The following is a 23352-nucleotide window of genomic DNA, read 5'->3' as shown; positions in this document are numbered from 1 at the left end:
ACGATGACAGATTTCCTCAACGCAATCGTCGTCTTTGCCAATTTCGTCTTCGTGCCGGGGCTCGCCTATGGCGCGCAGCTCGCGCTGGGTGCGCTTGGTGTCACACTTGTCTTCGGTATCCTGCGGTTCTCCAACTTCGCCCATGGCGACCTGATGGCCTTCGGAACGATGCTGACCATTCTCGTCACCTGGTGGCTGATGAGCGTCGGCGTCAGTTTCGGCCCCCTGCCGACGGCGCTTCTGGCATTGCCAATTGGCATTCTGGGCGCGATTGGCATGTCGCTCTTGATCGACCGCCTCGTCTACCGCTTCTACCGAAAGCAGCGATCGCCCGGCATCGTCTTCGTCATGGCGTCGGTGGGCGTGATGTTCGTTTTGAACGGCGTCGTCCGCCTGATCATCGGCCCCGACGAACAGCGCTTCGCCGACGGCGAACGCTTCCTCGTCACCGTGCGCGGCTTTCGCGAATATACCGGCCTTGCCGAGGGCCTGGTGATCCGCCTGCCCGTGGCCATAACCGTCGTCGTCGCCGTCATCGTGGTGGCAGCGCTGTTCTGGTTCCTGCAGTATTCACGCACCGGCAAGGCGATGCGCGCCTATTCCGACAACGAGGATCTGGCGCTGCTGTCCGGCATCAACCCGGAACGGGTGGTGCGGGTGACATGGATCATCGCTGCCGCGCTCGCGACCATCGCCGGCGTTCTGTATGGCCTCGACAAGAGCTTTCGGCCGTTCACCTATTTCCAGTTGCTGCTGCCGATCTTTGCCGCTGCGATCGTCGGCGGCATCGGCCAACCGCTTGGCGCGATTGCCGGCGGCTTCGTGATCGCTTTCTCCGAGGTGACCTTGACCTACGCCTACAAGCGCGTGCTCGAATATCTCGGCTTTGCGCCCGACAGCCTCGTGCAACTGCTGTCGACCGAATACAAATTCGCCATTTCGTTCGTCATTCTCGTCCTGGTGCTTCTGGTTAGGCCGACAGGTATCTTCAGGGGGCGTGTGCTGTGAGCAACACCCAACGCATCATCCTGCTGTATTCCGCCATGGCGATCCTGCTGGTCATCGTCGGCGTCTACCAGAGCTGGGCGCTGAGCCTCACCATCCTGAACCTGTGCCTGATCTCGGCGATCATGGCGCTCGGGGTAAACATGCAGTGGGGCTATGCCGGCCTCTTCAACGTCGGCATCATGGGCTTCGCCGCACTTGGCGGCCTTGCGGGCGTGCTCGTCTCCATGCCGCCAGTCGCGGGAGCCTGGGAAGCCGGCGGGGTCGGCATGGCGCTGTCGCTGCTGGCGCTGGTCGTCACGGTCGCCGCCGCAATTTTCGTGCGCTCCAGGACCAGCGGCAGATGGCGCCTCGTGGCCACCATCGTCGTGGCGGTGATCGGCTATTTCGTGATCCGCCGCTTCTACGATCCCGCCGTTGCCGCGATCGAAGGCTATGACGCGGCGCGCACCGGCTATCTCGGCGGCCTGGGTCTCCCGGTCATCCTGTCCTGGCTTGTCGGCGGCATCTTCGCCGCGGGCGCGGCATGGCTGGTCGGCAAGATCGCGCTCGGACTGCGCGCCGACTACCTCGCCATCGCCACGCTCGGCATTTCGGAGATCATCATCGCCGTCCTGCGCAACGAGGACTGGCTGGCGCGCGGCGTCAAGAACGTCTCGGGCCTGCCACGCCCCGTACCCTACGAGGTCAACCTGCAGCAGGCGGAGTGGTTCATCGACCTGTCGACGAGGCTCGGCATGTCGCCCGTGGTCTTCTCGTCGATCTATGTCCGCTTCTCATACGCCGTCCTGTTCGCCATCGTGCTGGTCATCCTGATGTGGCTGGCCGAACGGGCGTTGAATTCGCCCTGGGGCCGCATGATGCGGGCAATCCGCGACAATCGCGATGCCGCCGAAGCCATGGGCAAGGACGTCACCGGCCGGCACCTGCAGATATTCATACTCGGCTCGGCGGTGGTCGGCATTGCCGGGGCGATGCTGACCACGCTGGACGGACAATTCACGCCCGGCCAGTACAACCCGCTGCGCTTCACGTTCCTTATCTGGGTGATGGTGATCGTCGGTGGCTCAGGCAACAACTGGGGCGCGGTTCTCGGCGGTTTCCTGATCTGGTTCCTCTGGGTCGAGGCTGAGCCCGTCGGCGGCTGGGTCATGTCCGTGCTCACCTCCGGCATGGCGCCCAGCCACCCGGTACGCATGCACCTGACCGACGCGGCCCCTTACATGCGGCCGCTCATGATGGGCCTGATTCTCCTCCTCGTAATGCGTTTCGCCCCGCGCGGATTGATCCCCGAACAAACCGCGACGCAACGAAGGAAGGGGTAGGCAAGCTACATCGCCGCTTCGATCAGCCTTTTGGCATCGTCGCTTGCCCATTCGGCCGGACCGTTCATGTGGGCGAGCAGGCAGCCTTCGTCGTCGACCAGCAGCGTGACCGGCAGGCCGAAGGCAAGCCCGCGCCGCTTGAGGTCGTTGAACAGGCCAAGCGTGGAATCTCGATAATAGCCCAGCGCGTCGACCTCGATCTCGTCGAGGAATGCCTTGGGCTTCTCGTCGTCGCCCGTATCGACATTGACGGCCACGACCTCGAAGTCCTCGCTACCCATGTCCTGCTGAAGCTGGTCGAGCGCCGGCATTTCGTGGCGGCACGGGGCGCACCAGGTCGCCCATAAATTGATCAGCAAAGTCTTGCCCGACAGGTCCGCCACAGTCATCGGCGTGCCGTCCGGGGCGTTGAAGGCAAGCTCCTTCATCGACAGCGGCGGCTTGGCGGCAAGCATCGCCGCCACCTCGCCGCGCGCGGCGGCATCCACCGAGGCGGTCTTCTCGTCGCGCGCGGGACACGTGTTGCCGGCAGGCTCGGCCACCGAGGCGACCTGCAAATTGTTGCCAGATGGGGCACCCATCACGTATACGCCCAACGCGCCGGCACTCATGCCGGCCACGATCGCCAGCGCGATCAGCCGTCCAGTGGGCAGGTGGAACTTTCCGTTTGCCATCGATCAGTCCAGTCAGTCTTCCGGGGGCCGTTACCACGATGAGCGAGACCAAGGCCAGCAACCAGATGTGGGGCGGACGATTTGCCTCGGGTCCCTCCGCGATCATGGAGGCAATCAACGCCTCGATCGGCTTCGACAAGGCGCTTTACGCGCAGGACATCCGTGGTTCCATCGCCCATTCGCAGATGCTAGCCGAGACCGGCATAATTTCGGCCGATGATCAAAAGAAGATCGCTCACGGGCTGAACACGATCCTGTCAGAGATCGAAGCCGGCTCGTTCGAGTTCTCCGCCAAGCTGGAGGACATTCACATGAATGTCGAGGCACGGCTGGCCGACCTCATCGGGCCGACCGCCGGACGCTTGCACACCGCCCGCTCGCGCAACGACCAGGTTGCGGTCGACTTCCGCCTGTGGGTCAAGGAGGAATTGCAGCGATCGGCGCAAGGACTTGCCGCTCTGATCGAAGCGTTCCTCGACAAGGCGCAGGAGCACGCCGCAACCGTCATGCCGGGGTTCACGCACCTGCAGACCGCACAGCCGGTCACGTTCGGGCACCACTGCATGGCCTATGTCGAGATGTTCGCGCGCGACCTGTCGCGCGTGCGTGACGCCATCGAGCGACTGGACGAGTCTCCGCTGGGCGCCGCCGCGCTGGCCGGCACCGGCTTTCCGATCGACCGCCACATGACCGCCAAGGCGCTCGGCTTCCGCGAGCCGACGCGCAACTCGATCGACAGCGTCTCGGACCGCGACTTCGCGCTGGATTTTCTCTCCACCGCCGCGATCTGCGCCACGCACCTGTCGCGGCTGGCCGAGGAGATCGTCATCTGGTCGACGCCGCAGTTCGGCTTCGTGCGCCTGTCCGACCAGTTCTCTACCGGCTCGTCGATCATGCCGCAGAAGAAGAACCCCGACGCCGCCGAACTGGTGCGCGCCAAGACCGGCCGCGTCAACGGCCACCTGATCGCGCTGCTGACCGTGATGAAAGGCCTGCCGCTGGCCTATTCCAAGGACATGCAGGAAGACAAGGAGGCCGTCTTCGACGCAGCCGAGACGCTGGACCTGATGATCGCCGCCATGACCGGCATGGTCAGCGACATGGAGATCAACGCGGCCGCCATGAAGAAGGCGGCCGGCTCCGGCTATTCGACCGCAACCGACCTCGCCGACTGGCTGGTGCGCGAAGCGGGGCTCCCTTTCCGCGAGGCACACCACGTGACCGGACGCGCCGTGGCGCTTGCCGAAAGCCGCAAGGTGGCGCTCGAAAGGCTGTCGCTTGAAGAACTCCAGTCGATCGACACGCGCATCGACGCCAGCATCTTCGATGTCCTGTCGGTCAACGCCTCGGTGAAGAGCCGCGCCTCGTACGGTGGGACGGCGCCACAGGAAGTGCGCCGCCAGATCCGCTACTGGCGAAAGCGTCTCAAACGGGATGCGTGATCGGCAAAACTTCGCTATGACACCCACACCCTCACAGTGACGGACAGGCCCATGCGCGCGGCACATCTCATCAGAACCATCCTGCTGCTTCTCGCGGTCGCGACTGCGATGACCGCCTGCGGACGCCGCCCTGGAACGTTGTCGACGCCCTATGAAGCCGCGCTGGAGGCGCGGGACGACGCAGAGGACAATGGCGAGGCTCTCCCGCCCGAGCCACTGCCTCCGGTCGAGGACAAGCCGTTCATCCTCGACGGCCTGATCTAGGAACGACGACCTTGAACCATTTCGAGTATAGAGACGGCGTGCTTCACGCCGAGGACGTACCGCTGCCGGCGATTGCCGATGCCGTGGGTACACCTTTCTACTGCTATTCGACGGCGACGCTCACGCGCCACTACACCGTCTTCGCCGACGCGTTCAGCGAACTCGACGCGCTCGTCTGCTATGCAATGAAGGCAAATTCCAACCAGGCTGTGATCAGGACACTGGGCAATCTCGGCGCCGGCGCAGATGTCGTCTCGGAAGGCGAACTCCGCCGCGCCCTTGCCGCCGGCATCGCACCTGGGAAGATCCTGTTCTCAGGCGTCGGCAAGACCATGGGCGAAATGGATTTCGCGCTGTCCGCCGGCATTCACTGCTTCAATGTCGAATCGCTGCCAGAACTCGAAGCTTTGTCGGCGCGGGCCGTCGCGGGGGGGCACACAGCGCCGGTTTCGCTCCGCATCAACCCCGACGTCGATGCAAAGACGCACAGGAAGATTTCGACCGGCAAGGCCGCCGACAAGTTCGGCATCGCCTGGAAAGATGCGCGAACCGCCTACGCCAAGGCAGCATCGCTGCCGGGTCTGAAGGTCACCGGCATCGACATGCATATCGGCAGCCAGATCACCGAGCTGCAGCCTTTCGACGACGCCCTCGCGCTCTTGGTCGAACTGACGTCGACCCTTAAGGCGGACGGCCACGCGATATCCCATATCGACGTCGGTGGTGGGCTTGGTATTCCCTATCGCACGGACAACACGCCACCGCCGCTGCCCGATGCCTATGCGCGCGTCGTCAACCGCCATCTGAAGCCGCTCGGGCTCAAGGTCGTCTTCGAGCCGGGCCGGCTGATTGCGGGAAATGCTGGCATCCTCGTCTCCAGCGTCATCTTCGTGAAGCAGGGCGATGCCAAGAACTTCCTCATCGTCGACGCCGCGATGAACGACCTCGTGCGGCCGACCCTGTACGATGCCTTCCATGAAATCCGCCCTGTCCGGGAGCCGTCTCCGGACGCGCCGCGCATGATTGTGGACGTGGTCGGACCGGTCTGCGAAAGCGGCGACTTCCTCGGCCATGACCGCGACCTGCCGGTGCTTGCATCGGGCGACATGATCTATGTCGGCACAGCCGGCGCCTATGGCGCGGTTCAGGCCGGCACCTACAACACCCGCCTCCTCGTGCCGGAGGTCATGGTGAGCGGTGATCGGTTCCACGTGGTCCGCCCCCGCCCCACCTATGACGACCTTATCGGAATGGACTCGGTCCCCGACTGGCTTTGAAGGCAGCGTTGCCTTCCATCACGATTTGTTGCCCGCCTCGCCTTCGCCGCGATTGATGCTATCCTTCAGCTGGTGACTTGGCGCGATTCCGCGAAAGGACGTTATGGCGGAGAACGGCAGCAACCAGTTCCAGCCCGGATTCCTGGCACGGCTCGGACGGACCCGTTCGACGGTCCGCGCCGCGATTGTCACGGAGCGGCTGTGGCCCCTAGTCCTTCCTATCGTCATTGTCGTCAGTCTGTATTTCAGCCTGTCCTGGCTCGGTGTCTTCCGCGTGCTGCCCGACTGGGCCCGGATGGCGCTTCTCGCCTTTCTGGTTATCGGCTTCCTCGCAAGCCTCTACCCGTTGCTGCGCTTTCGCTCGCCAACGGCATCGGAGATCGACCGGCGCATAGAACGCGCAAACCGCCTCGAACATGCGCCGGTACGTACTCAGGCCGACACGCTTTCCTCGACATCGCAGGATCCGTTTGCGCGGGCATTGTGGAGCGAACACCAGAAGCGCATGGCCGCACGGCTCGACCGGCTTTCCGGCGACATGCCGCGCGCGCGCGTCCCCGAGCGCGACCCTTGGGGGCTTCGCGCCGTTGCCGCGCTTCTGCTCGTCGTCGCCTTTGCCTTTTCGTTCGGGCCGCTCGGCGGCCGGCCACTTGATGCCTTCCGCAGCCATGCCGGCGCCGACACGATTCCCGCCCGTATCGATGCCTGGGTGACGCCCCCGGCCTATACCGGCCGAGCTCCTCTCTTTCTCACCGCCCAGACCGGGGAGGCCGATGAGGCTCCGGTGTTCAGCGTGCCCGCGGGCAGCTCGATCGCCGTCCGCGTTGCCGGCGGTACCGGTGCCGAAACACTGTCGTTCCTGGATGCGGGGTCCGGCGAGCAGTCGCCTGTGGGGATGCCTGAGGACGGAAGCACGGAAGCGTCGTCGACGCCGGAGAGCGGCCAGTCGCGCCAGTTCGCCGACACGCTGTCCAGCGATGGCATGCTGATGTTGCATTCGGGCGAGACGGAGCTGCGTCGTTGGGCCTTCGACGTGATCCCGGACAATCCGCCGGTCATTCGCTTCAGCGGCGAGCCGCAGCGCGCGGTCAATGGTGCCTTGGAACTGGCATACGAGATCGAGGATGACTATGGCGCATCCTCGGCACTGGCGGTGATTGAAGCGGCGGACGATGTCGACGCCGATGCCCGCCCGCTCTATGAGGCGCCGGAAATGCCTCTGTCTCTGCCGCGCCGCGGTGGGCCAGACAACGCCGCGCGCACTTCGCGGGACCTGACGGAGCATCCGTGGGCCGGCTCGCCCGTCGAGCTCACGCTTGAGGCGCTGGATGCGGCCGAGCAGACGGCCACGAGCGAGACGAAGACGATCATTCTGCCGGAAAGGCCATTCGCCAACCCCTTGGCGCGGGCTCTGGTGGAACAGCGGCGCATCCTCGCCCTGGACGCCAACGATAAGCCCTATGTGCTAGCGCTGATCGATGCGATCACGATGAGGCCCGAGGACACGTTCGACACGCTGTCCCACTATCTCGGCATCATGACGGCGCGCACCAAGCTTCGCATGGCGGAGAACGACGACGAATTGCGCGGAGTCGCCGACTACCTCTGGGAGATGGCGCTGGCGATCGAGGATGGCGCGCTCACGGACGCCGAACGGCGGCTGCGGCAGGCACAGGAAGCCTTGCGCCAAGCGCTGGAGAATGGCGCCAGCGACGAGGAACTCGAGCAGTTGATGGCCGAGTTGCGCGAGGCGATGAACGATTTCCTGCGCGAGTTCGCCGAACGCGCTCAGCAGAACCCCAATATGAGCATGCAGATGCCGCAGGACGCGCAGGAACTCAGCCAAAGCGACCTGGACCGCATGCTCGACCAGTTGGAGAACCTCGCGCGCTCGGGCCAGCGCGACCAGGCCATGGAAATGCTGCAGCAACTCCAGGAGATGATGAACAATCTCCAGGCCGGTAATCCGCAGCAGATGAACCCCGGCCAGGGACAGCAGAGCGAGATGCGGCAGCAGATGGACCAGCTCGGCGAACTGATGCGTCGCCAGCAGGAGCTGATGAACGAAACTTTCCGCATGGACCAAATGGAGCAAGGCCAGCAACAGCAGGGGCAGCAGCAGCCGGGTCAGGGCCAGCAGGGCCAGGGCCAACCGATGACCCCCGAGGAGTTTGCCGAGGCGCTGCGCCAGTTGCAGGAGGGCCAGGGCCAGCTCCAGCAGGACCTCGAAGCCTTGAGCCGGGCGCTGGAGGGCTTGGGGATGGAGCCGGGCGAAGGGTTCGGCGATGCAGGCGAAGCCATGGGCCGCGCAGAAGGCGCTCTTGGAGAGGGCCAGGGCGAGCAGGCGGTCGGCGAGCAGGGCCAGGCGCTGGAGGCACTGCGCCGCGGCGCGCAGGACATGATGCAGCAGATGATGCAGGCGATGCAGGGCGAAGACGGCCAGGGACAGGAAGGGGGCCGCCAACAGAGCTCCGACCGCGACCCTCTCGGCCGCCCGCGCGCGACGACCGGACCCGATTTCGGCAATTCGGTTGAAGTACCCGACGAGATCGATGTCCAGCGGGCGCGCGAAATCCTTGAGGAAATCCGCCGCCGTCTTGGCAACGCGCTCAGCCCGGAGATCGAGCGAAATTATCTCGAGCGGCTTCTGGAAATGCGCTGAGCGCGCTTGCCTTACGCGGTGCGCACCGGCCGCACGATGTTCAGAAGCACGCCGTAGGGCGCCAGCATCGCCACCGATATCAACATCTTCACGGCGAAGTCGCCGAGCGCGAGCGACAGCCAGAGCGGCACCTCACCGCCGAAAACGAACGGCACTGCAAAACCGAGCGATCCGTCCTCGAGGCCGAACGCCGTGTCGAGCGCCGAAAAGCGGGCGGCGAAAGCCAGCGAAAAGAAGATTACGGTGTCGACGATGGCGCCGATGACGGACGATATCAGTGGTGCCTGCCACCATGCCCGCTCACGCATCCGGTCGAAGATCGAAACATCGAGAAGCTGCGCGACGAGGAAGGCGGAGCCTGAGGCGATCGCGATGCGCGGCGTGGCAAGCCAGATCGACAGCACCACGGCGATGGCGAAGCCGACATACACGACCTTGCGGGCGGCGGCGGGGCCGTAGCGGCGATTGGTGAGATCGTTGACCAGGAAGGCGAGCGGATAGGTGAACGCGCCCCAGGTCAGAAGATCCTGGAGGCCGAGATATCCGAACGGAAACTGGACGAGGAAATTGGAGGCGACAACGACAGCCGCCATTGCGGCCACGAATGGCCAGATCGAAATGGTACGGGACATTTTTTTAACCTGGGTAATGGAACCAGTCGGCGGACGAAACGCCCGCCGCTATCGGAAAGCGAATGCTTGCGGATCAGGCCGCAGTCTGCTCGGCGAGCTTCTTGGCGATCTGCTTCTTGAGCAGGCGCGCGCGCTGCGACAGATCGGAGACGCCAGCCTTGATCAGGAAGGCGTCCAAGCCACCACGGTGCTCGACCGAACGCAACGCGTTGGCGGAAATGCGCAGACGCACATTCTGCCCCAGCGCTTCCGACTGCAACGTCACGTCGCAGAGGTTCGGCAGGAAGCGCCGACGGGTCTTGTTGTTGGCGTGGCTCACATTGTTGCCGGTCATCACGGCCTTGCCGGTCAGTTCACACGCACGGGACATGTCTTGCACCTTCGTTTCGTTACCAGGCCAAACAGGACTGCCGCACCATGAATAAACGGCGCGCGGGCAGTGTCAGGCGGCCTCTTGGAAAAAGTTGCCGTTCCATAGTGGCATTTGGCGTGCCGGTCAAGCGCAAGCTTGGCGATGACCGGCACGTCCGAGGCGTCACCCTTACAATCGCCGAAATCCTCTGGCAAGCCGTCCTTGCTGCCAAAGCGGTGCGAGGGACGCTCTGCAAGTGGAGTCAAGCATGCAAGGCCCGACTGCTTTCCTCGTTGCTCTCGCCGCGCTTTCGTCGGCCGCGCCCCTTCACGCCAGCGAACAATCCTTCCGGGCGGAATATTCGGTCACCTTGCTCGGTCTTCCGATCGCGCGGGCGAGTTTCGACAGCACGTTCCTTGAGGACCGCTTCACCATCGCCGGAACCGTGGCGAGCACCGGAGTGGGCCGCATATTCGACGACACCAAGGGAACCACGCAGGTGGAAGGCGCGATCGGCAAGGATGGCGCGCAACCAAGCTCCTACGTGCTCGACTACGTTTCCGACGGCAAGCAGGGTCACACGACGATCCGCTTCGGCGGCGCCGGCGTCGAAAGCGTGGTCAACAGGCCGGAGCCGAAGCGCCGTTCGCCGTGGGTGCCGCTGACCGCCGATGCGCTGCACGCGACCCTCGATCCGATAACCTCGACCCTCATCCGCACATCGGACGCAAACGAAGTCTGCAACCGCACCATACGCTTCTTCGATGGCGAGTTGCGCGCCGACCTTGAACTCACCCACATGTCGATCGGCGCACTGCCCGGCTTCGACGGGGAAGGCGTAACGTGCCAGGCGCGCTTCGTGCCCGTGGCGGGTTACCGGCAGGGCCGCCGCCAGATCGAGTTCCTCAGGAATCGCAGCCGCATCACGATTTCCTTCGCCAAGCTCGGCGAAACCGGCTTCTACACGCCGGTCGACGCCTCCATAGGAACGCAGGTCGGCACCGTCCGCGTCACCGCGAGCCGCATCGCCTTGCGCTGATCGCAGCCTCGCGGTAACCCTCGGCCTCCATTGGAGGGCCATTGATGCCTTTTCCCGGCGGGATCGAATCGCTTTCCAACGGCACGCTGCTCTTCTCTGCGGTTGCCGCATTCTTCTACCTACTGATGCAGGCCCGCGCACCTTCGTGGCGGCGCACCGCAATGAAGGCCGGCTCCATTGGCCTGCTTGCCCTTCTGGTGGCCATCGAGGGCGGCCCATTCCTTCTCGTCGCAGCACTGGTTCTCAGTGCAATAGGCGACGCATTCCTCGCACAGGAAGACGACCGTGCGTTTCTTGCCGGTCTCGCGAGTTTCCTTGCCGCCCACATTGTCTATGTAACGTTGTTCTTGCTCGCCGGCGGCGGCGTCGAAATCCTGATGGCCCAACCCTGGCGGGTCGGCCTGCCGCTGATTGCCGTCGCAGCCGCGATCCCGCTGACAGTGCGCCTTCTTCCTGCCGTCGGCTCGTCCCTGCGGCTGCCCGTCACGGCCTACGTTACGGCTATTCTGGCCATGATGCTGGCGGCTGCGACGGTTTCCGCACCGCTTGTGATGGTCGGCGCCGCGCTCTTCCTGGCGTCCGATGCCATTCTGGCGGCGGAACGATTTCTCGTCCTGCCAGATTCGACGCATCGCGCCTGGACGGGACCGGCGGTATGGGTGATCTATTATCTGGCTCAGCTATCGATCGCGCTCGGCTTCATTCTGTGACCAGCAGCGACTGGCTCAGGCGACATCCTTGCGCTTGCGGATTTCGGCGAATACCGCCTCGTCAGAGGCTGTTTCCATGCCGAGGTTCCTGCGGATCGCCGGGTCGTGTGCGCGCATGAACGGGTTCGTCGCCAGTTCCTGCGCGATCGTGGTCGGCAATGTCGGCTTGTCGTCTGCGCGCAAAGCCTCGATCTCGCGGACACGCGACTTGAGGGCCGAGTTGGTCGGGTCGACCGTCAGCGCGAACCGCGCATTGGTCAGCGTATATTCGTGTCCGCAATAGACGATCGTCTCGGCCGGCAGCGCCGCGAGTTTCTTCAGCGAAGCGAACATCGTGGCGGGCGTGCCTTCGAAGAGCCGGCCGCATCCGAGCGCAAACAGGGTATCGGCAGTGAAGGCCACGCCCGACTTCGGCATGTAGTAGGAGACATGGCCCGCAGTATGCCCCGGCGTTTCGATCACCCCGATCTCCTCGCCACCGAAACGCAAGACGTCGCCTCCAGCCACCGTCTCGTCTATGCCAGGAATCTTGGCGGCCTCCGCCTTGGGTCCGACGATCTTCAGCCCGAAACGCTGCTTCAGGGCTAGGTTTGCCTCGACATGATCCGGATGATGATGCGTGACATAGAGCACGGTCGGTGTCCAACCGGTGCGTTCCACGGCGTCGAGAATGGCTCGCTCCTCCGGCGCATCGATCAGCGCCGTTTCACCGCTCTGCGAATCGCGCATCAGAATCCCGAAATTGTCGCTCCGGCACATGAATTGCTCGATCTCGACCGCCATGACGTACCTCCTTGGTTGCTGCACAGGATAGTGCATGCCTGTCACCGGAGGAAACCATCCAGGACACTTTCTTGATGTGGCAGGGATGGATCGCTACGGTGTGACCATGCTTTCGGACATCGTCGACCTTCGCGCATTCTATTCCTCGACGCTTGGCCGATTGGCCGAGCGCTCGATCACGATGGCGATCTCGTCGATCTGGGCAAAATTGCCCAACGAGCGGCTGGTCGGGCTGGGTTATACGCTACCCTGGCTCGAGCGATTCGGCATCGATGCAGATCGTGTCTTCGCCTTCATGCCCGCGACGCAGGGCGCGGTGAGTTGGCCCGCCGGCAGGCCCTCAACAACCGCGCTCGTGTTCGAGGAGGAATTGCCGCTCTTCGATTCGGCGATAGACCGCATGCTGCTCGTCCACGCGCTCGAGCATGCCGAGAACCCGCGCGAGACGCTGATGGAAATCTGGCGCGTGCTGGCGCCGGGGGGACGTCTCGTCATCGTCGTGCCGAACCGCAGGGGTGTCTGGGCCCGCTTTGAACACACGCCCTTCGGTACCGGGCGACCATTCTCGCGCACGCAGCTCAACAACCTGCTTCGCGATACCAATTTCACGCCCGGCGCATGGTCGGACGCCCTGCATTTCCCGCCATCGAAACGGCGATGGATGATGCGGCTCCACACGCTTCTGGAGCGCGCCGGCAGACGGCTGTGGCCGATCTTTGCGGGCGTGATCATCGTCGAGGCGCAAAAGCGCGTCTACCAGGGCCTGCCCGTTGCCGCGCGTTCATCGCGACGCGTCTTCGTGCCGGTGCTCGCGCCGCAGGGTGCAACCCGCGCGATGCGCCGCCCAGCGAAAGATGCCTGACGGCATGACAGTCCGCGCGATCGTTCGCTTTCCCGATCCCGCGCTACGCACGCCATGCGAACCGGTAGCGGCGTTTGACGCGTCACTCCGCAGCCTTGCCGACGACTTGCTCGACACGATGCGTGCCGCACCCGGCGTCGGCATCACCGGACCCCATATCGGCATCCTGCAGCGCGTCACCGTCATCGAACTTTCGCGCGATGATGGCGCAAGGATCTACGTCAACCCCGTCATTCTGAGCGCTTCCGCCGACATGCATCGATACACCGAAGGCAGCGTATCGATGCCAGGAGTGACCGAGGACATAGAACGCCCTGCCCGGATCCGGTTTCGGTACCAGACGCTGGAAGGCGAAATGCGGGAGGACGACGCCACCGGCTTTCTCGCAACATGCATCCAGCACGAGGTCGACCAGCTCGATGGCATCTTCTGGCTCCAGCGCCTGTCGCGGCTCAAACGCGAGCGCGCGATCAGGCGCTGGGAGAAGATGCAGCGCGCCTAGTCGGCGTTGGTCCCGCCGATCTGGTCGAGGTCATAGACGGTCGTCTGGTAGACTTGGTTCAGCCAGTTGCCGAACAACAGATGTGCATGCGAGCGCCAGCGATTGAGCGGCGGACGACTTGGATCGTCATTCGGGTAATACTCGTGCGGGATCTCGATCGGCGTACCGGCGGCCACGTCGCGATCGTATTCTTCCTTCAGCGAGGTAGAATCATATTCGATGTGGTTGAACATGTAGAGCCGGTTGCCGGTCTTCTCCGACATCATGCACGGTCCGGTGACGCTCGAATCCATCAGCAATTCGAGCCCGCTGTCGGCCGAAATGTCGGCCGCCCGAACCTCGGTCCAGCGCGATACCGGAATGGCGAAATCGTCCGAGAAGCCGGTCAGGAAGGGGGAGGTCGGTGCATTGTTGCGATGCCGGTAGACACCGAAGGCCTTCTTCTCCAGCGTATATTTCGGGATCTGGTGGAAGTGCCAGGCGGCAGCCATTGCACCCCAGCAGATGAAGAAGGACGAGTGCACGTTGGTTCTGGTCCAGTCGAGAATCTGCGTCAGCTCGTCCCAATAGCCGACCGTCTCGAACGGCAGCAGCTCGATCGGCGCGCCGGTGATGATGAAGCCGTCGAACTTGCGCGACCGGACTTCCTCCCACGTCTGGTAGAAGGTTATCAGATGCTCCTCGGGCGTGTTCTTGGCCTTGTGGTTGCCGATGCGCACCAGTGTCAGTTCCACCTGCAGCGGCGAGGACCCGATCAGGCGGGCGATCTGGGCCTCGGTACGGATCTTGTTGGGCATCAGGTTCAGGAGCCCGATCTGCAACGGCCGGATGTCCTGCCGCAGCGCCGTCTGCTCGTCCATCACGGGCACGCCCTCGCGCACGAGAACGTCACGCGCGGGAAGCTGGTCGGGAATCTTGATCGGCATTGCAAACCCTCCAAAACAAAAAACCGGCGGCGAAATCGCGGCCGGTCCCAACGGACTTGTTGCAAACGGCCCTTTAGCAAGTTGTTTAACGTGGCTGCAAGCCGACCGGCAAATCACCACGAGTATTGGCAGCTTTTAGGCCGCGGCGGTCTTTGCGTCAACGGCAAAGCTTGCTAGAGGCAGGCGGCCTCTCAAGCAGGAACGCAGCCCATGACCACCGAGCTTCGCCCGCAGCCTCTTCCCGGCGTGATGAACATCGATGCCTACGTGCCTGGCAAGGGCCATGCACCGGCAGGCGTCGAGAAGGTCTACAAGCTGTCAGCCAACGAGAACCCGCTCGGCCCCTCGCCACGCGCCATCGAGGCTGCGCAGGCGGTGGCGGCGAAGCTGGCGCTCTATCCCGATGGTGCGGCAACCCGCCTGCGCGAAACGATCGGCGCAACGCACGGCCTCAACCACTCCAACATCATGGTCTTCAACGGGTCGGACGAAGCCATCGCGCTGCTTACCCGCACCTATGTCGGACGCGGCGACGAGGGCATCTACAGCGAGTACGGTTTTCTCGCCTATCCGATCTACCTGCGCGCCGCAGGCGCCACGCCGGTGGTGGCGAGCGAAACCGGCGAGCGTACCGACGTCGACGCAATCCTCGCCGCGGTCACGCCGAAGACCCGCATCGTCTTCCTGGCCAACCCCAACAATCCGACCGGCACCTACCTGCCGTTTGAGGAAGTCCGTCGGCTGCATCGCGGCCTCCCCGGAAATGTGCTGCTGATTCTCGACGCAGCCTATGCGGAGTTCGTTCGCCGCAACGATTACGAGGCCGGCGTCGAACTCGTCGCGGCGAGCCACAACGTCGTGATGACGCGAACCTTTTCCAAGGTGCACGGCCTTGGTGGCGCGCGGATCGGCTGGATCTATGCCCCATCGCATATCGTCGATGCGCTGGAACGCGTGCGTGACCCGTTCAACGTCAATGCCGTCGCCATCGAGGCCGGCATTGCCGCGATGCTCGATCGCGACCATGTGGAGCGCTCGGTCAGCCATAACGAGAAATGGCTCCGCTGGACCACCGAGGAACTTGAGAAGCTGGGGCTTCGCGTCACGCCGAGCGTCGGCAATTTCATCCTTGTGCATTTCCCGGGCGAGGCCCGGCACTCGGCCGTGGCGGCGGACGAATATCTTTCCGCGCGCGGCTATCTGCTGCGCCGCGTCGCTGCCTATGGCTTCCCCAATGCCCTGCGCATGACGATCGGCACCGAAGACGCCAATCGCGGTGTGGTGGCCGCCCTCTCCGAATTTTTGAAAGCCTGACCCAATGTCCGAAATGATGTTCGACAGGATTACCCTCATAGGCATCGGCCTGATCGGCTCGTCGCTCGCCCGCATTATCCGCCGGGAAAGCCTGGCGGGAGAACTGGTGATCTCGACGCGCAGGCAGGAGACGTTGACGCGCGCGGAAGAACTCGATCTGGGCGACCGCTACGTGGCCGACGCGGCGGAAGCCGTCAAGGATGCCGACCTCGTCATCATCTCGGTGCCCGTGGGCTCCTCGGGGTCCGTCGCCGAGCGCATTGCCGGAACACTCAAGCCGGGCGCGATCGTCACCGATGTCGGCTCAACCAAGGCGTCCGTCCTGGCCCAGATGCAGCCGCACATGCCCGCAACGGTCCACTTCATCCCGGGCCACCCGCTCGCCGGCACCGAAAAGTCCGGCCCGGATGCCGGCTTTGCCGACCTGTTCCAGAACCGCTGGTGCATCCTCACGCCCCCTGAGGGCACGGACGCGCAGGCGATCGAGCGTCTCGGCGCGTTCTGGCGCGCATGTGGCTCCAACATCGACACCATGGATCCGCTGCACCATGACATGGTGCTCGCCATGGTCTCGCATCTTCCGCACATCATCGCCTACAACATCGTCGGCACGGCGGACGACCTGCAGACGGTGACCAAGTCGGAAGTCATCAAATATTCGGCGTCGGGCTTCCGCGACTTCACCCGTCTTGCCGCGTCCGATCCGACGATGTGGCGCGACGTGTGCCTGCACAACAAGGACGCGATACTGGAAATGCTCTCGCGCTTCTCGGAAGACCTGGCATCGCTTCAACGCGCAATCCGCTGGGGCGACGGCGACAAGCTGTTCGACCTGTTTACCCGCACGCGAGACGTCCGCCGCTCGATCATCGAGGCCGGCCAGGAAATCGATACGCCGGATTTCGGGCGCTCTGCCGCCAAACCCGCAGACAGGCGCTAGCTTACAAAGGCGGGATGGCACCGAGTGAAATAAAGCCGACGCTCACGTCGCCATTGACGATGCGCAGCGGCAGGGTCGGTGTTTCGCCCATCGCCTCGATCGCCGACAGGCTCAGCTCGATCTCCTGTCGCGCGTCCGGCAGCAGCGAGACCAGAATCTCGGCGATGGCGCGCGCTTCGCGAAGGGTCACGTCGAGTTCGGCATCGACGAGCCCCTGATCGTCAACCGAAACCGGACCGCGAATGGTTACACCAGCCTCGCTCCCGGCAACGGTTATCGTGGCGTCACGCAGGATGCCTGAGCGGCCACGCAGGCTTGCAGCTAGCGGATCGATGATAGTCACGGCGCGCGCGAGCTGGAGATCGACCAACCCCTCGAAAGCCGGCAGCGTGACGGCATCGGCAATTGCTCCGTCGAGGCTCAGGCCGGAAAACCGGATCGCAAGGTCGAGGTCTTCGCCCGCCGGCCGCATATGAACTTCCATCTGGTCGGCCCGCCACAACACGGTTCTCAACGCACCGGGCTCGTCGGGCCCAACCGCGAGATCACGTGCCTCAAGCGAGATCAGGTCCGGCACCGGTGATGCGAGACGCGAGCTGGCGCGCAGGCTCGACCATTCGAGGTCCATCGCCATCAGGCCCGGAAACTGCAGCGTCGCCGGCCCTTCCAGTTCCGCGAGCGCGTGGCGCGGCGCATAGACCTGTGCTGCAGAGCGAAACTCACGCGCACGAAAACCGATGCCCCGGCCCGATTCCTCAAACATCACCGATCGACAGAAGACGCCAATCCGGAACGGATAGCCACGCGCCTCCGCATTCTCGCAGCTTGCGCGCCGACCATCGCCATTGAGCGCAGCGACGCCGGCGTTCACCCGTTGCGTGAGTTCCCCCGCGGCATAGTACCAGCCTGCAGTGTAGGCGCCGATTGCAAGCACGATCGCAACCGCGAACCAGAAGAAGCGCCTGCTGTAGTTCGTCCGGGTCGGTTGGCTTGACGTCATGCCCTTGCTTTCGTTACCCCTCTCGCCTGCCGGCTCGTTCCGGTCCGTGTTCCTTGGGGCCTTGCCGGCGTGTCCGGCCGTGTGAAATCTGGTTAGCCGATATGGGCGATTTTTGGGTGTTTGGCTACGGCTCGCTGATGTGGCGTCCGGGATTTGCCCATACCGAGACTCATCGCGCGCGACTGATGGGATACCGTCGCGCGCTGTGTGTTCGTTCGCACGTGCACCGAGGCACGCCAGACCGGCCGGGGCTCGTTTTAGGGCTCGACCGCGGAGGCTCGTGCCTTGGCATGGCATTCCGCGTTCCAGGCGATCTTTCCGGGGAAGTGCTTGCCTATCTGCGTGAGCGCGAACTTGTCACCAACGTCTATCTCGAGAAGCGGTTGCCTGTGCGGCTGGATTCCGGCGCGGTGGTGGAGGCCGTTAGTTACGTGGTCGACAGACGCCATGCCCAGTATGCGGGAAGCCTCCAGGTGGACGACGCGGCACGGGCGGTGTCAGGTGCGGTCGGCCAGTCGGGGCCGAACGAGGAATACGTCCTCAACACGATCGACCATCTGCACGCGCTCGGCATCCGCGACCACTGGCTCGAAGGCGTCGCCGCAAGGATTACACCTCCAGTTTAGTCGGCTCCACGCCGAGCGCCCTGAGTCTCGTAGCGGCCGTCGGCGGCATTGGCGGTGAATTGTCGGAACGCGCGGCCTCGATCAGCAGCGCGTCGGTGGCCGCCTCGGTTTCCGAAATCAGCCGCTCCATGAATTCCTCCTTGCCCAGACCCGGCTCGATCGGCGGCAGGAAACGGGCGTGGATCACGCCGGGATGACGCAGAAACTTGCGACGCGGCCAATAGAGCCCGGCGACGTGGGCAACAGGCACCACCGGCACGCCCAGCGATGCGTATATCTCGACGATGCCCCATTTATAGAGCGGCTCTGCGCCAGGCGGGCGGCGGGTGCCCTCGGGATATATGATGAGCTGGCGCCCGTCGGCCATCCGTTGCCGCGCTATCCGCAGCGCCTCCTTCAGCGCCTTCGACCGGTTGCCGCGATTGATCGGAATCATCTTCACCTTGGCCAGGTACCAGCCGAAGAACGGAATCCACGTCAGTTCACGCTTGAGGATGTAGACCGGGTCGGAGAGGTAGGGGAAGAACGCGATCGTATCCCAGAACGACTGGTGCTTGGGCGCAAGGATGAAGGGGCCCTCGGGCAGGTTCTCCAGCCCGTCGATGCGGCTCTTGGTTCCGGCGATCCACTCCATCAGCTTCAGGCTCGACATCGACCAGAAGCGAGGCACGAACCACGCCTGCTTTCGCGGCGCGAGGAAGTAGAACGGCGACCAGACGATCATCTGGACGACGAGGCTGACGTAGAAGGCGATGTTGAACGCCAGCGAACGGAGCACGAGCATGAAACCGGCCTGAATCTGATCACGTGACCGGCTCGTTACACTACGGGCGGCAAAAGGGAAACGTCCGCGAGTCATGCCGCCGGAAAGGCGATCCTACGGATGCGCTGCTGAAACCGCCAGCGTGGCGTCGCCAGCTCCAGGTTCGCCCAGCGGCAGCATGCCGCGCGCGACCGCAGCGACGTATTTGGCATATTCGGTGAAAAGCACCCGCAGCGCGGCCCGGTTGGTCACCCACTCGCCATCATCCAGACGCGTGTTGACCACCGGATAGGGCAGCAAATCGGCGTCACCGATCAGCCGCCGTAGTTCGAGCAGGCTGCGCGGCATGTGATAGTTGTTGGTGACCACGATGACGCTGTTCCAGGCATGGGAATTGACCCATTTGGCGCTCTCCTCGGCATTGCCGATGGTGTCGAGAGCCAGCCGGTCAATGTCGACGCAGCACGAAAACAGGGTCTCATTGCCGCCAGTAGCCCGCTGGAGGTCGATGACCCGCGCCGAAGGATGCACGCCGCTGATCAGCAGCCGCTGCCCCTTCCCCGACTCAAGAAGTTCGAGCGCCGCGTCGATCCTTTTCTCGCCGCCCGTCAATACGATGATCGCATCGGCCTCACGAAGTTCGGATGGGGTAGACAGACGCGCGACATGGGTGGCAAACGCGGCGAAACCGCCAAGGAAAGCAATCGCTGCCCCGATGAGGATGACACAGCCGACACACATGGCGCGCACCGCCGGCATGCGCGCCTGCGTCGCACCAGCAGTGTGGTCCGTCGCGATTTCCGACGAACCGATATCCTGTGGCCCCTTCATGTGACCATGGTTAACCCGCAAATGCGGCATTGGATAGACGTTTTGTCGGCTGAGTGATGAAAGTCGGCGGCATCGACGTGCGTCAGACTTCGTGCTGCCGGGCATCGATGTCGCTGAGATAAGACACCACCGTCAGATGCGAGGTCGCCGCGGTCAGTGCGCCGACAAGAAGCACCACCATGGCCACCCCCGCATAGCCGGCGGTACCGATCGCGAAATTTCCGAACAGCGCCGTTGCCTGGTCGGCCTGGGGCGTCGCCATGTTGAGCGAGGACCACCAGGAGAATCCGATGAAGACGATGGTCGCGGCGATACCGCCGGCCGCAGCGCCTTTCATCCCCGTCCAGAGGAAGTGGCGCCGGAACTGTCCCGCGATGAAACGTGCTTCCGCGCCCACGAAATGCAAAACTTCGATGATGTGCCCGTTGCCGGCCATGGCGCCGCGTGTCGCGAACACGATCGCCAGCACTGTCGCAGTCAGCATCAGGATGAGGATCGCCACGCCGATGGTCACCGTGGTGCGGGCCATCGCCACCAGGCGGTCGACCCATGTTCGATGATCGTCGAGCGTGGCGCGAGGGACCTGTTCGGCCAGTTCGGCGCGCATGGCGGTGAAATCGGGCGGCGACGACGGGTCGATGGTGACAATGACGAGGCGCGGCACAGGCAGGTTCTCGATCTCGAAACCCTCACCGAGCCACGGCTCCAGCAGCCGTTCGGTGGCGCCGCGGTCGACCACGCCGGCCGCGCGCACCCCGGCATGGCTCGCCGCGATCTGTTGTGCGGCCCGCAATGCCGCTTCCATGTCCAGCCCGTCATCGGGCATCACCTGGATCGTCGCCTCGCGTGCAAGTTGGGTCTGCCATGTCGCGGCGGTGTCGCGCACCAGCGTGACGGCGCCGAAGGTCAGGCATGACAGGAAAGTCATGATCGCGATGACGAGGATAAGCGCACTGCCGGCAACGTCCTGTGGCGGAACGATGGGCGCGGCCTTTCGCGGCGCCCGGTCGAAGCGCCGCCCGACGGCAGCCGTCTCGGTGAGACTCGCTTCAGTCATGGATTTCAAGCCTCCCGCCCGCCAGGATCATGCGGCGGGCATCGACCTGCTCCATCAGCCCGATATCGTGCGTGGCGATGAGAACCGCCGTGCCGAGCCGGTTGAGCTCTATGAAGAGGCGCAGCAGGCGCCGCGCCAGTGGCGGATCGACATTGCCCGTTGGTTCGTCGGCCAGCAGGATTTGTGGCTGCTCTATCAGGGCACGGGCGATCGCGGCACGCTGCTTCTCGCCGCCTGAAAGCACCGGCGGCAGCACATGCATGCGCTCGCCCAGGCCAACCCATTTCAGCAGTTCGATCACGTCGGCTCGGTAGCTCGCCTCCTCGCGGCCGCGCACACGCAGCGGCAGCGCCACGTTTTCGTAGGTCGTCATGTGGTCGAGAAGGCGAAAGTCCTGGAACACGACGCCGATCTTGCGGCGCAGCAGCGGCAGTTCGCGCCGCGTGATCCGGGCGCGATCCTTGCCGAACACCGTGATCAGCCCGCGCGTCGGCTTCAGCGACATGAACAGCAGGCGCAACAGTGTCGTCTTGCCGGCGCCCGAGGGTCCGCTGAGGAACTGGAACGAGCGTTCCGGCAGATGAAAGGAGATGTCACGGAGGATTTCCGGACCCATGCCGTATCTGAGGCCGACATTCTCGAAACGGATCACTGAAAGTCCTTGCGTCTAGCAATTGTGCCGGTCACGGGAAGCGGCGCAACGGAACGCACCGAACATCCATCTGCATGGTTAATCTGCGGTTAAGCCATGCGTGCAACGCGTGCCCCTCAGCAAAGCATTAACCAATTCAGGCTAACCCTCGCGAAGCACCGCGAAAGGGACGCCGGCTGCATGAACGAGTTCGACAAGGCACGCCCCGTTTCCGGCGAAATCATGACGGATGCCCCCTCGCCCCGCGAAAATGTGCGGAAAGAAGGCTTTGCCGACGCCGAGTTCGAAACCGTCGAGCCCGCGCGTGACGCACAGCCGCGTCGGACAGCGGAGGTCCCCGCTCCCACCGGCATGGAATTCCTGAAGCAGGGCGAGGCGGAGATAGCCGGCAAGGGCCGGCAGCCCGGCGGGCCGTTGTTCTGGATGACCGGCCTGGTTCTCGTGGTGTTGGCCTTCTGGGTGTCCGGCGGCCACGCCTTTGTGCGCCAGAGCGTCTTGCCTCCGCCGTCCCAGCCGCAGCGTCAGTTGCACATTGCCGATGTCTCAAGCCGCATCGAGCGCCTCGACGGGCGCGACGTTCTCTTTGTCGAAGGGCAGGCCCGCAACGACAGCCAGACCGATCGCGACCTGCCGGCGATCGAGATCGTCGTGTTTGCCAATGATGGCACCGAAACCCGCTATTTCCTGGGGACAAGCGATGCTCCGCTCGGACCCGGGGAGCGTTATGCCTTTTCCAGCCGCCTGGAGGCACCTAGGAACGGTGTGAAGACCGTCTCCGTCACCTTCCAGGAGGATAATCGCTGATGCCCGTTGTACGTGGCAAGGAGATTGAAGTGCTGTATAGCGCCTCGGCCATAGCCAGGCGCAATCTCGAACTCGCCAAGGATATCGCCGAGCGCGAGTATCATGACCTTCTGGTCATTTCCATTCTCAAGGGCTCGTTCATCTTCGCCGCCGACCTGATCCGCGCGATGCACGACACGGGCCTGTCGCCGGAAGTGGAGTTCATCTTCATCTCCAGCTACGGCACGGGAACGACGTCAGGCGAAGTGAAGGTCCTGCGCGACATCGACAACGAGGTCAGCGGCCGCGACGTGCTTCTGATCGATGACATTCTCGAATCGGGCAAGACGCTTAAGTTCACCCGCGAGCTGATGCTGTCGCGCGGCGCCAAGAGCGTCTCCATCGCCGTCCTGCTCGACAAGCACTCGAAGCGCCAGACCGAGCTGACGGCCGACTTCGTCGGCTTCGACTGCCCGGACTATTTCGTCGTCGGCTATGGCATGGACGTCGCGCACGCCTTCCGCGAACTGCCGTTCGTTGGCGTCGTCAAGGGAGATGCGTAGCCCATGGCGAGGATCCTGATCGTCGAGGATGACGAATCGGTCCGCACCTTCACCGCGCGGGCGATCGCCACTGCAGGCCACGAGGTCGAGACAGCGGAAGATGGCGATGAAGGCCTCGAATCGATCCGTAAGGCCGGCGGCGGCTACGATCTGGTCTTGTCGGACATCCGCATGCCGGCCATGGACGGCATCGAGATGGCCAAGCTTGCGGCAGGCGAGTTTCCAGACCTGAAAATCCTGCTGATGACCGGCTATGCCGAGCAGCGCGAACGCGCCGCCGACCTGCAACAGATCATCGTCGACGTGGTCTCAAAACCATTCACGCTGGTCGAGATCCGCAACAAGGTGCAGCAGGCGCTGGGGTAGTC

Annotated in this window: 26 protein-coding genes and 1 riboswitch; of the genes, 16 read left to right on the top strand and 10 right to left on the bottom strand. The window is 63.9% G+C overall.

Annotated elements, in window-relative coordinates:
• Nucleotides 1-3 precede the first annotated feature (3 nt).
• Together AAFN84_RS23670 and AAFN84_RS23665 are read left to right on the top strand one after the other, a co-directional pair.
• Nucleotides 4-1008: a branched-chain amino acid ABC transporter permease gene (locus tag AAFN84_RS23670; RefSeq protein WP_347517181.1), complete on the top strand. Its 1005-nt coding sequence runs from the start codon at nucleotides 4-6 to the stop codon at nucleotides 1006-1008.
• Entirely contained in the window at nucleotides 1005-2330 is a 1326-nt protein-coding gene (locus tag AAFN84_RS23665) for a branched-chain amino acid ABC transporter permease (RefSeq protein WP_347517179.1), read from the top strand. Before AAFN84_RS23670 ends, AAFN84_RS23665 begins: the two co-directional genes overlap by 4 nt.
• A gap of 5 nt (nucleotides 2331-2335) precedes the next feature.
• Here the strand turns inward: AAFN84_RS23665 and AAFN84_RS23660 are convergent, their stop codons facing one another.
• Nucleotides 2336-3004, bottom strand: coding sequence for a TlpA disulfide reductase family protein (locus AAFN84_RS23660; RefSeq protein WP_347517178.1), 669 nt, complete (start codon nucleotides 3002-3004; stop codon nucleotides 2336-2338).
• A gap of 38 nt (nucleotides 3005-3042) precedes the next feature.
• Between AAFN84_RS23660 and argH the strand changes: the two genes are divergently transcribed.
• The 4 genes from argH to AAFN84_RS23640 all read left to right on the top strand — a co-directional run bounded on the left by argH (nucleotide 3043) and on the right by AAFN84_RS23640 (nucleotide 8649).
• A complete protein-coding gene (gene argH, locus AAFN84_RS23655; protein WP_347517177.1) occupies nucleotides 3043-4446 on the top strand; it encodes an argininosuccinate lyase in 1404 nt (467 codons plus the stop codon).
• Between the two features lie 51 nt (nucleotides 4447-4497).
• A complete protein-coding gene (locus AAFN84_RS23650; RefSeq protein WP_347517176.1) occupies nucleotides 4498-4710 on the top strand; it encodes a hypothetical protein in 213 nt (70 codons plus the stop codon).
• Nucleotides 4711-4721: 11 nt separating this feature from the next.
• Nucleotides 4722-5987, top strand: coding sequence for a diaminopimelate decarboxylase (lysA, locus tag AAFN84_RS23645; protein ID WP_347517175.1), 1266 nt, complete (start codon nucleotides 4722-4724; stop codon nucleotides 5985-5987).
• A 103-nt stretch (nucleotides 5988-6090) separates the two neighbouring features.
• Entirely contained in the window at nucleotides 6091-8649 is a 2559-nt protein-coding gene (locus tag AAFN84_RS23640; protein ID WP_347517174.1) for a TIGR02302 family protein, read from the top strand.
• Between the two features lie 11 nt (nucleotides 8650-8660).
• Here the strand turns inward: AAFN84_RS23640 and AAFN84_RS23635 are convergent, their stop codons facing one another.
• Together AAFN84_RS23635 and rpmB are read right to left on the bottom strand one after the other, a co-directional pair.
• The gene (locus tag AAFN84_RS23635; RefSeq protein WP_347517173.1) at nucleotides 8661-9281 is read right to left on the bottom strand and encodes a VUT family protein; all 621 of its coding nucleotides are present in this window, start codon (nucleotides 9279-9281) and stop codon (nucleotides 8661-8663) included.
• Nucleotides 9282-9354: 73 nt separating this feature from the next.
• Nucleotides 9355-9651: a 50S ribosomal protein L28 gene (gene rpmB, locus AAFN84_RS23630; RefSeq protein ID WP_347517172.1), complete on the bottom strand. Its 297-nt coding sequence runs from the start codon at nucleotides 9649-9651 to the stop codon at nucleotides 9355-9357.
• Between the two features lie 250 nt (nucleotides 9652-9901).
• On the opposite strand from rpmB, the gene AAFN84_RS23625 reads away from it, so the two are divergent.
• Nucleotides 9902-10672 (top strand): DUF3108 domain-containing protein, encoded by a 771-nt coding sequence (locus AAFN84_RS23625; RefSeq protein ID WP_347517171.1) that lies wholly within the window; start codon nucleotides 9902-9904, stop codon nucleotides 10670-10672.
• Nucleotides 10673-10716: 44 nt separating this feature from the next.
• On the top strand, nucleotides 10717-11382 hold the full coding sequence (locus AAFN84_RS23620) for a lysoplasmalogenase (protein WP_347517170.1): 666 nt from the start codon (nucleotides 10717-10719) through the stop codon (nucleotides 11380-11382).
• Between the two features lie 15 nt (nucleotides 11383-11397).
• Here AAFN84_RS23620 and gloB read toward each other — a convergent pair whose 3' ends face one another.
• Nucleotides 11398-12165 (bottom strand): hydroxyacylglutathione hydrolase, encoded by a 768-nt coding sequence (gloB, locus tag AAFN84_RS23615; protein ID WP_347517169.1) that lies wholly within the window; start codon nucleotides 12163-12165, stop codon nucleotides 11398-11400.
• Nucleotides 12166-12271: 106 nt separating this feature from the next.
• Between gloB and AAFN84_RS23610 the strand changes: the two genes are divergently transcribed.
• Nucleotides 12272-13027: a methyltransferase domain-containing protein gene (locus AAFN84_RS23610; RefSeq protein WP_347517243.1), complete on the top strand. Its 756-nt coding sequence runs from the start codon at nucleotides 12272-12274 to the stop codon at nucleotides 13025-13027.
• 4 nt (nucleotides 13028-13031) lie between these two features.
• Nucleotides 13032-13529, top strand: a complete 498-nt coding sequence (locus AAFN84_RS23605) for a peptide deformylase (protein ID WP_347517168.1) — start codon at nucleotides 13032-13034, stop codon at nucleotides 13527-13529.
• Here AAFN84_RS23605 and metA read toward each other — a convergent pair.
• Nucleotides 13526-14455 (bottom strand): homoserine O-succinyltransferase, encoded by a 930-nt coding sequence (metA, locus tag AAFN84_RS23600; protein WP_347517166.1) that lies wholly within the window; start codon nucleotides 14453-14455, stop codon nucleotides 13526-13528. The genes AAFN84_RS23605 and metA overlap by 4 nt on opposite strands.
• A gap of 53 nt (nucleotides 14456-14508) precedes the next feature.
• Nucleotides 14509-14585, bottom strand: a riboswitch (SAM riboswitch).
• 80 nt (nucleotides 14586-14665) lie between these two features.
• On the opposite strand from metA, the gene hisC reads away from it, so the two are divergent.
• Nucleotides 14666-15769, top strand: a complete 1104-nt coding sequence (hisC, locus tag AAFN84_RS23595) for a histidinol-phosphate transaminase (protein ID WP_347517165.1) — start codon at nucleotides 14666-14668, stop codon at nucleotides 15767-15769.
• Nucleotides 15770-15773: 4 nt separating this feature from the next.
• Nucleotides 15774-16709: a prephenate/arogenate dehydrogenase family protein gene (locus tag AAFN84_RS23590; RefSeq protein ID WP_347517164.1), complete on the top strand. Its 936-nt coding sequence runs from the start codon at nucleotides 15774-15776 to the stop codon at nucleotides 16707-16709.
• A gap of 1 nt (nucleotide 16710) precedes the next feature.
• Here AAFN84_RS23590 and AAFN84_RS23585 read toward each other — a convergent pair whose 3' ends face one another.
• Entirely contained in the window at nucleotides 16711-17709 is a 999-nt protein-coding gene (locus tag AAFN84_RS23585) for a DUF2125 domain-containing protein (RefSeq protein ID WP_347517163.1), read from the bottom strand.
• A 101-nt stretch (nucleotides 17710-17810) separates the two neighbouring features.
• On the opposite strand from AAFN84_RS23585, the gene AAFN84_RS23580 reads away from it, so the two are divergent.
• The gene (locus tag AAFN84_RS23580) at nucleotides 17811-18335 is read left to right on the top strand and encodes a gamma-glutamylcyclotransferase (RefSeq protein WP_347517162.1); all 525 of its coding nucleotides are present in this window, start codon (nucleotides 17811-17813) and stop codon (nucleotides 18333-18335) included.
• Here AAFN84_RS23580 and AAFN84_RS23575 read toward each other — a convergent pair.
• The 4 genes from AAFN84_RS23575 to ftsE all read right to left on the bottom strand — a co-directional run bounded on the left by AAFN84_RS23575 (nucleotide 18319) and on the right by ftsE (nucleotide 21638).
• Entirely contained in the window at nucleotides 18319-19119 is an 801-nt protein-coding gene (locus AAFN84_RS23575) for a 1-acyl-sn-glycerol-3-phosphate acyltransferase (protein WP_347517161.1), read from the bottom strand. The two genes, AAFN84_RS23580 and AAFN84_RS23575, sit on opposite strands and share 17 nt — an antisense overlap.
• Before the next feature lie 93 nt (nucleotides 19120-19212).
• Entirely contained in the window at nucleotides 19213-19839 is a 627-nt protein-coding gene (locus tag AAFN84_RS23570; protein WP_347517242.1) for a YdcF family protein, read from the bottom strand.
• Nucleotides 19840-20011: 172 nt separating this feature from the next.
• Nucleotides 20012-20986: an ABC transporter permease gene (locus AAFN84_RS23565; protein ID WP_347517160.1), complete on the bottom strand. Its 975-nt coding sequence runs from the start codon at nucleotides 20984-20986 to the stop codon at nucleotides 20012-20014.
• Entirely contained in the window at nucleotides 20979-21638 is a 660-nt protein-coding gene (gene ftsE / locus AAFN84_RS23560) for a cell division ATP-binding protein FtsE (RefSeq protein ID WP_347517159.1), read from the bottom strand. The genes AAFN84_RS23565 and ftsE overlap by 8 nt, the downstream gene beginning before the upstream one ends.
• A gap of 180 nt (nucleotides 21639-21818) precedes the next feature.
• On the opposite strand from ftsE, the gene AAFN84_RS23555 reads away from it, so the two are divergent.
• Genes AAFN84_RS23555 through AAFN84_RS23545 form a run of 3 tightly spaced genes read left to right on the top strand, consistent with a single transcriptional unit; the run spans nucleotide 21819 to nucleotide 23350 of the window.
• A complete protein-coding gene (locus AAFN84_RS23555; protein ID WP_347517158.1) occupies nucleotides 21819-22442 on the top strand; it encodes a hypothetical protein in 624 nt (207 codons plus the stop codon).
• A complete protein-coding gene (gene hpt, locus AAFN84_RS23550; RefSeq protein WP_347517157.1) occupies nucleotides 22442-22984 on the top strand; it encodes a hypoxanthine phosphoribosyltransferase in 543 nt (180 codons plus the stop codon). The genes AAFN84_RS23555 and hpt overlap by 1 nt, the downstream gene beginning before the upstream one ends.
• A gap of 3 nt (nucleotides 22985-22987) precedes the next feature.
• Nucleotides 22988-23350, top strand: a complete 363-nt coding sequence (locus AAFN84_RS23545) for a response regulator (RefSeq protein WP_347517156.1) — start codon at nucleotides 22988-22990, stop codon at nucleotides 23348-23350.
• Nucleotides 23351-23352 lie beyond the last annotated feature (2 nt).

The organism is Mesorhizobium sp. CAU 1741 (assembly GCF_039839275.1).
Taxonomy (GTDB): Bacteria; Pseudomonadota; Alphaproteobacteria; order Rhizobiales; family Rhizobiaceae; genus Aerobium.
Note: the sequence above shows the minus strand (reverse complement) of the source record. Positions and strands in the feature narration are given on the sequence as shown.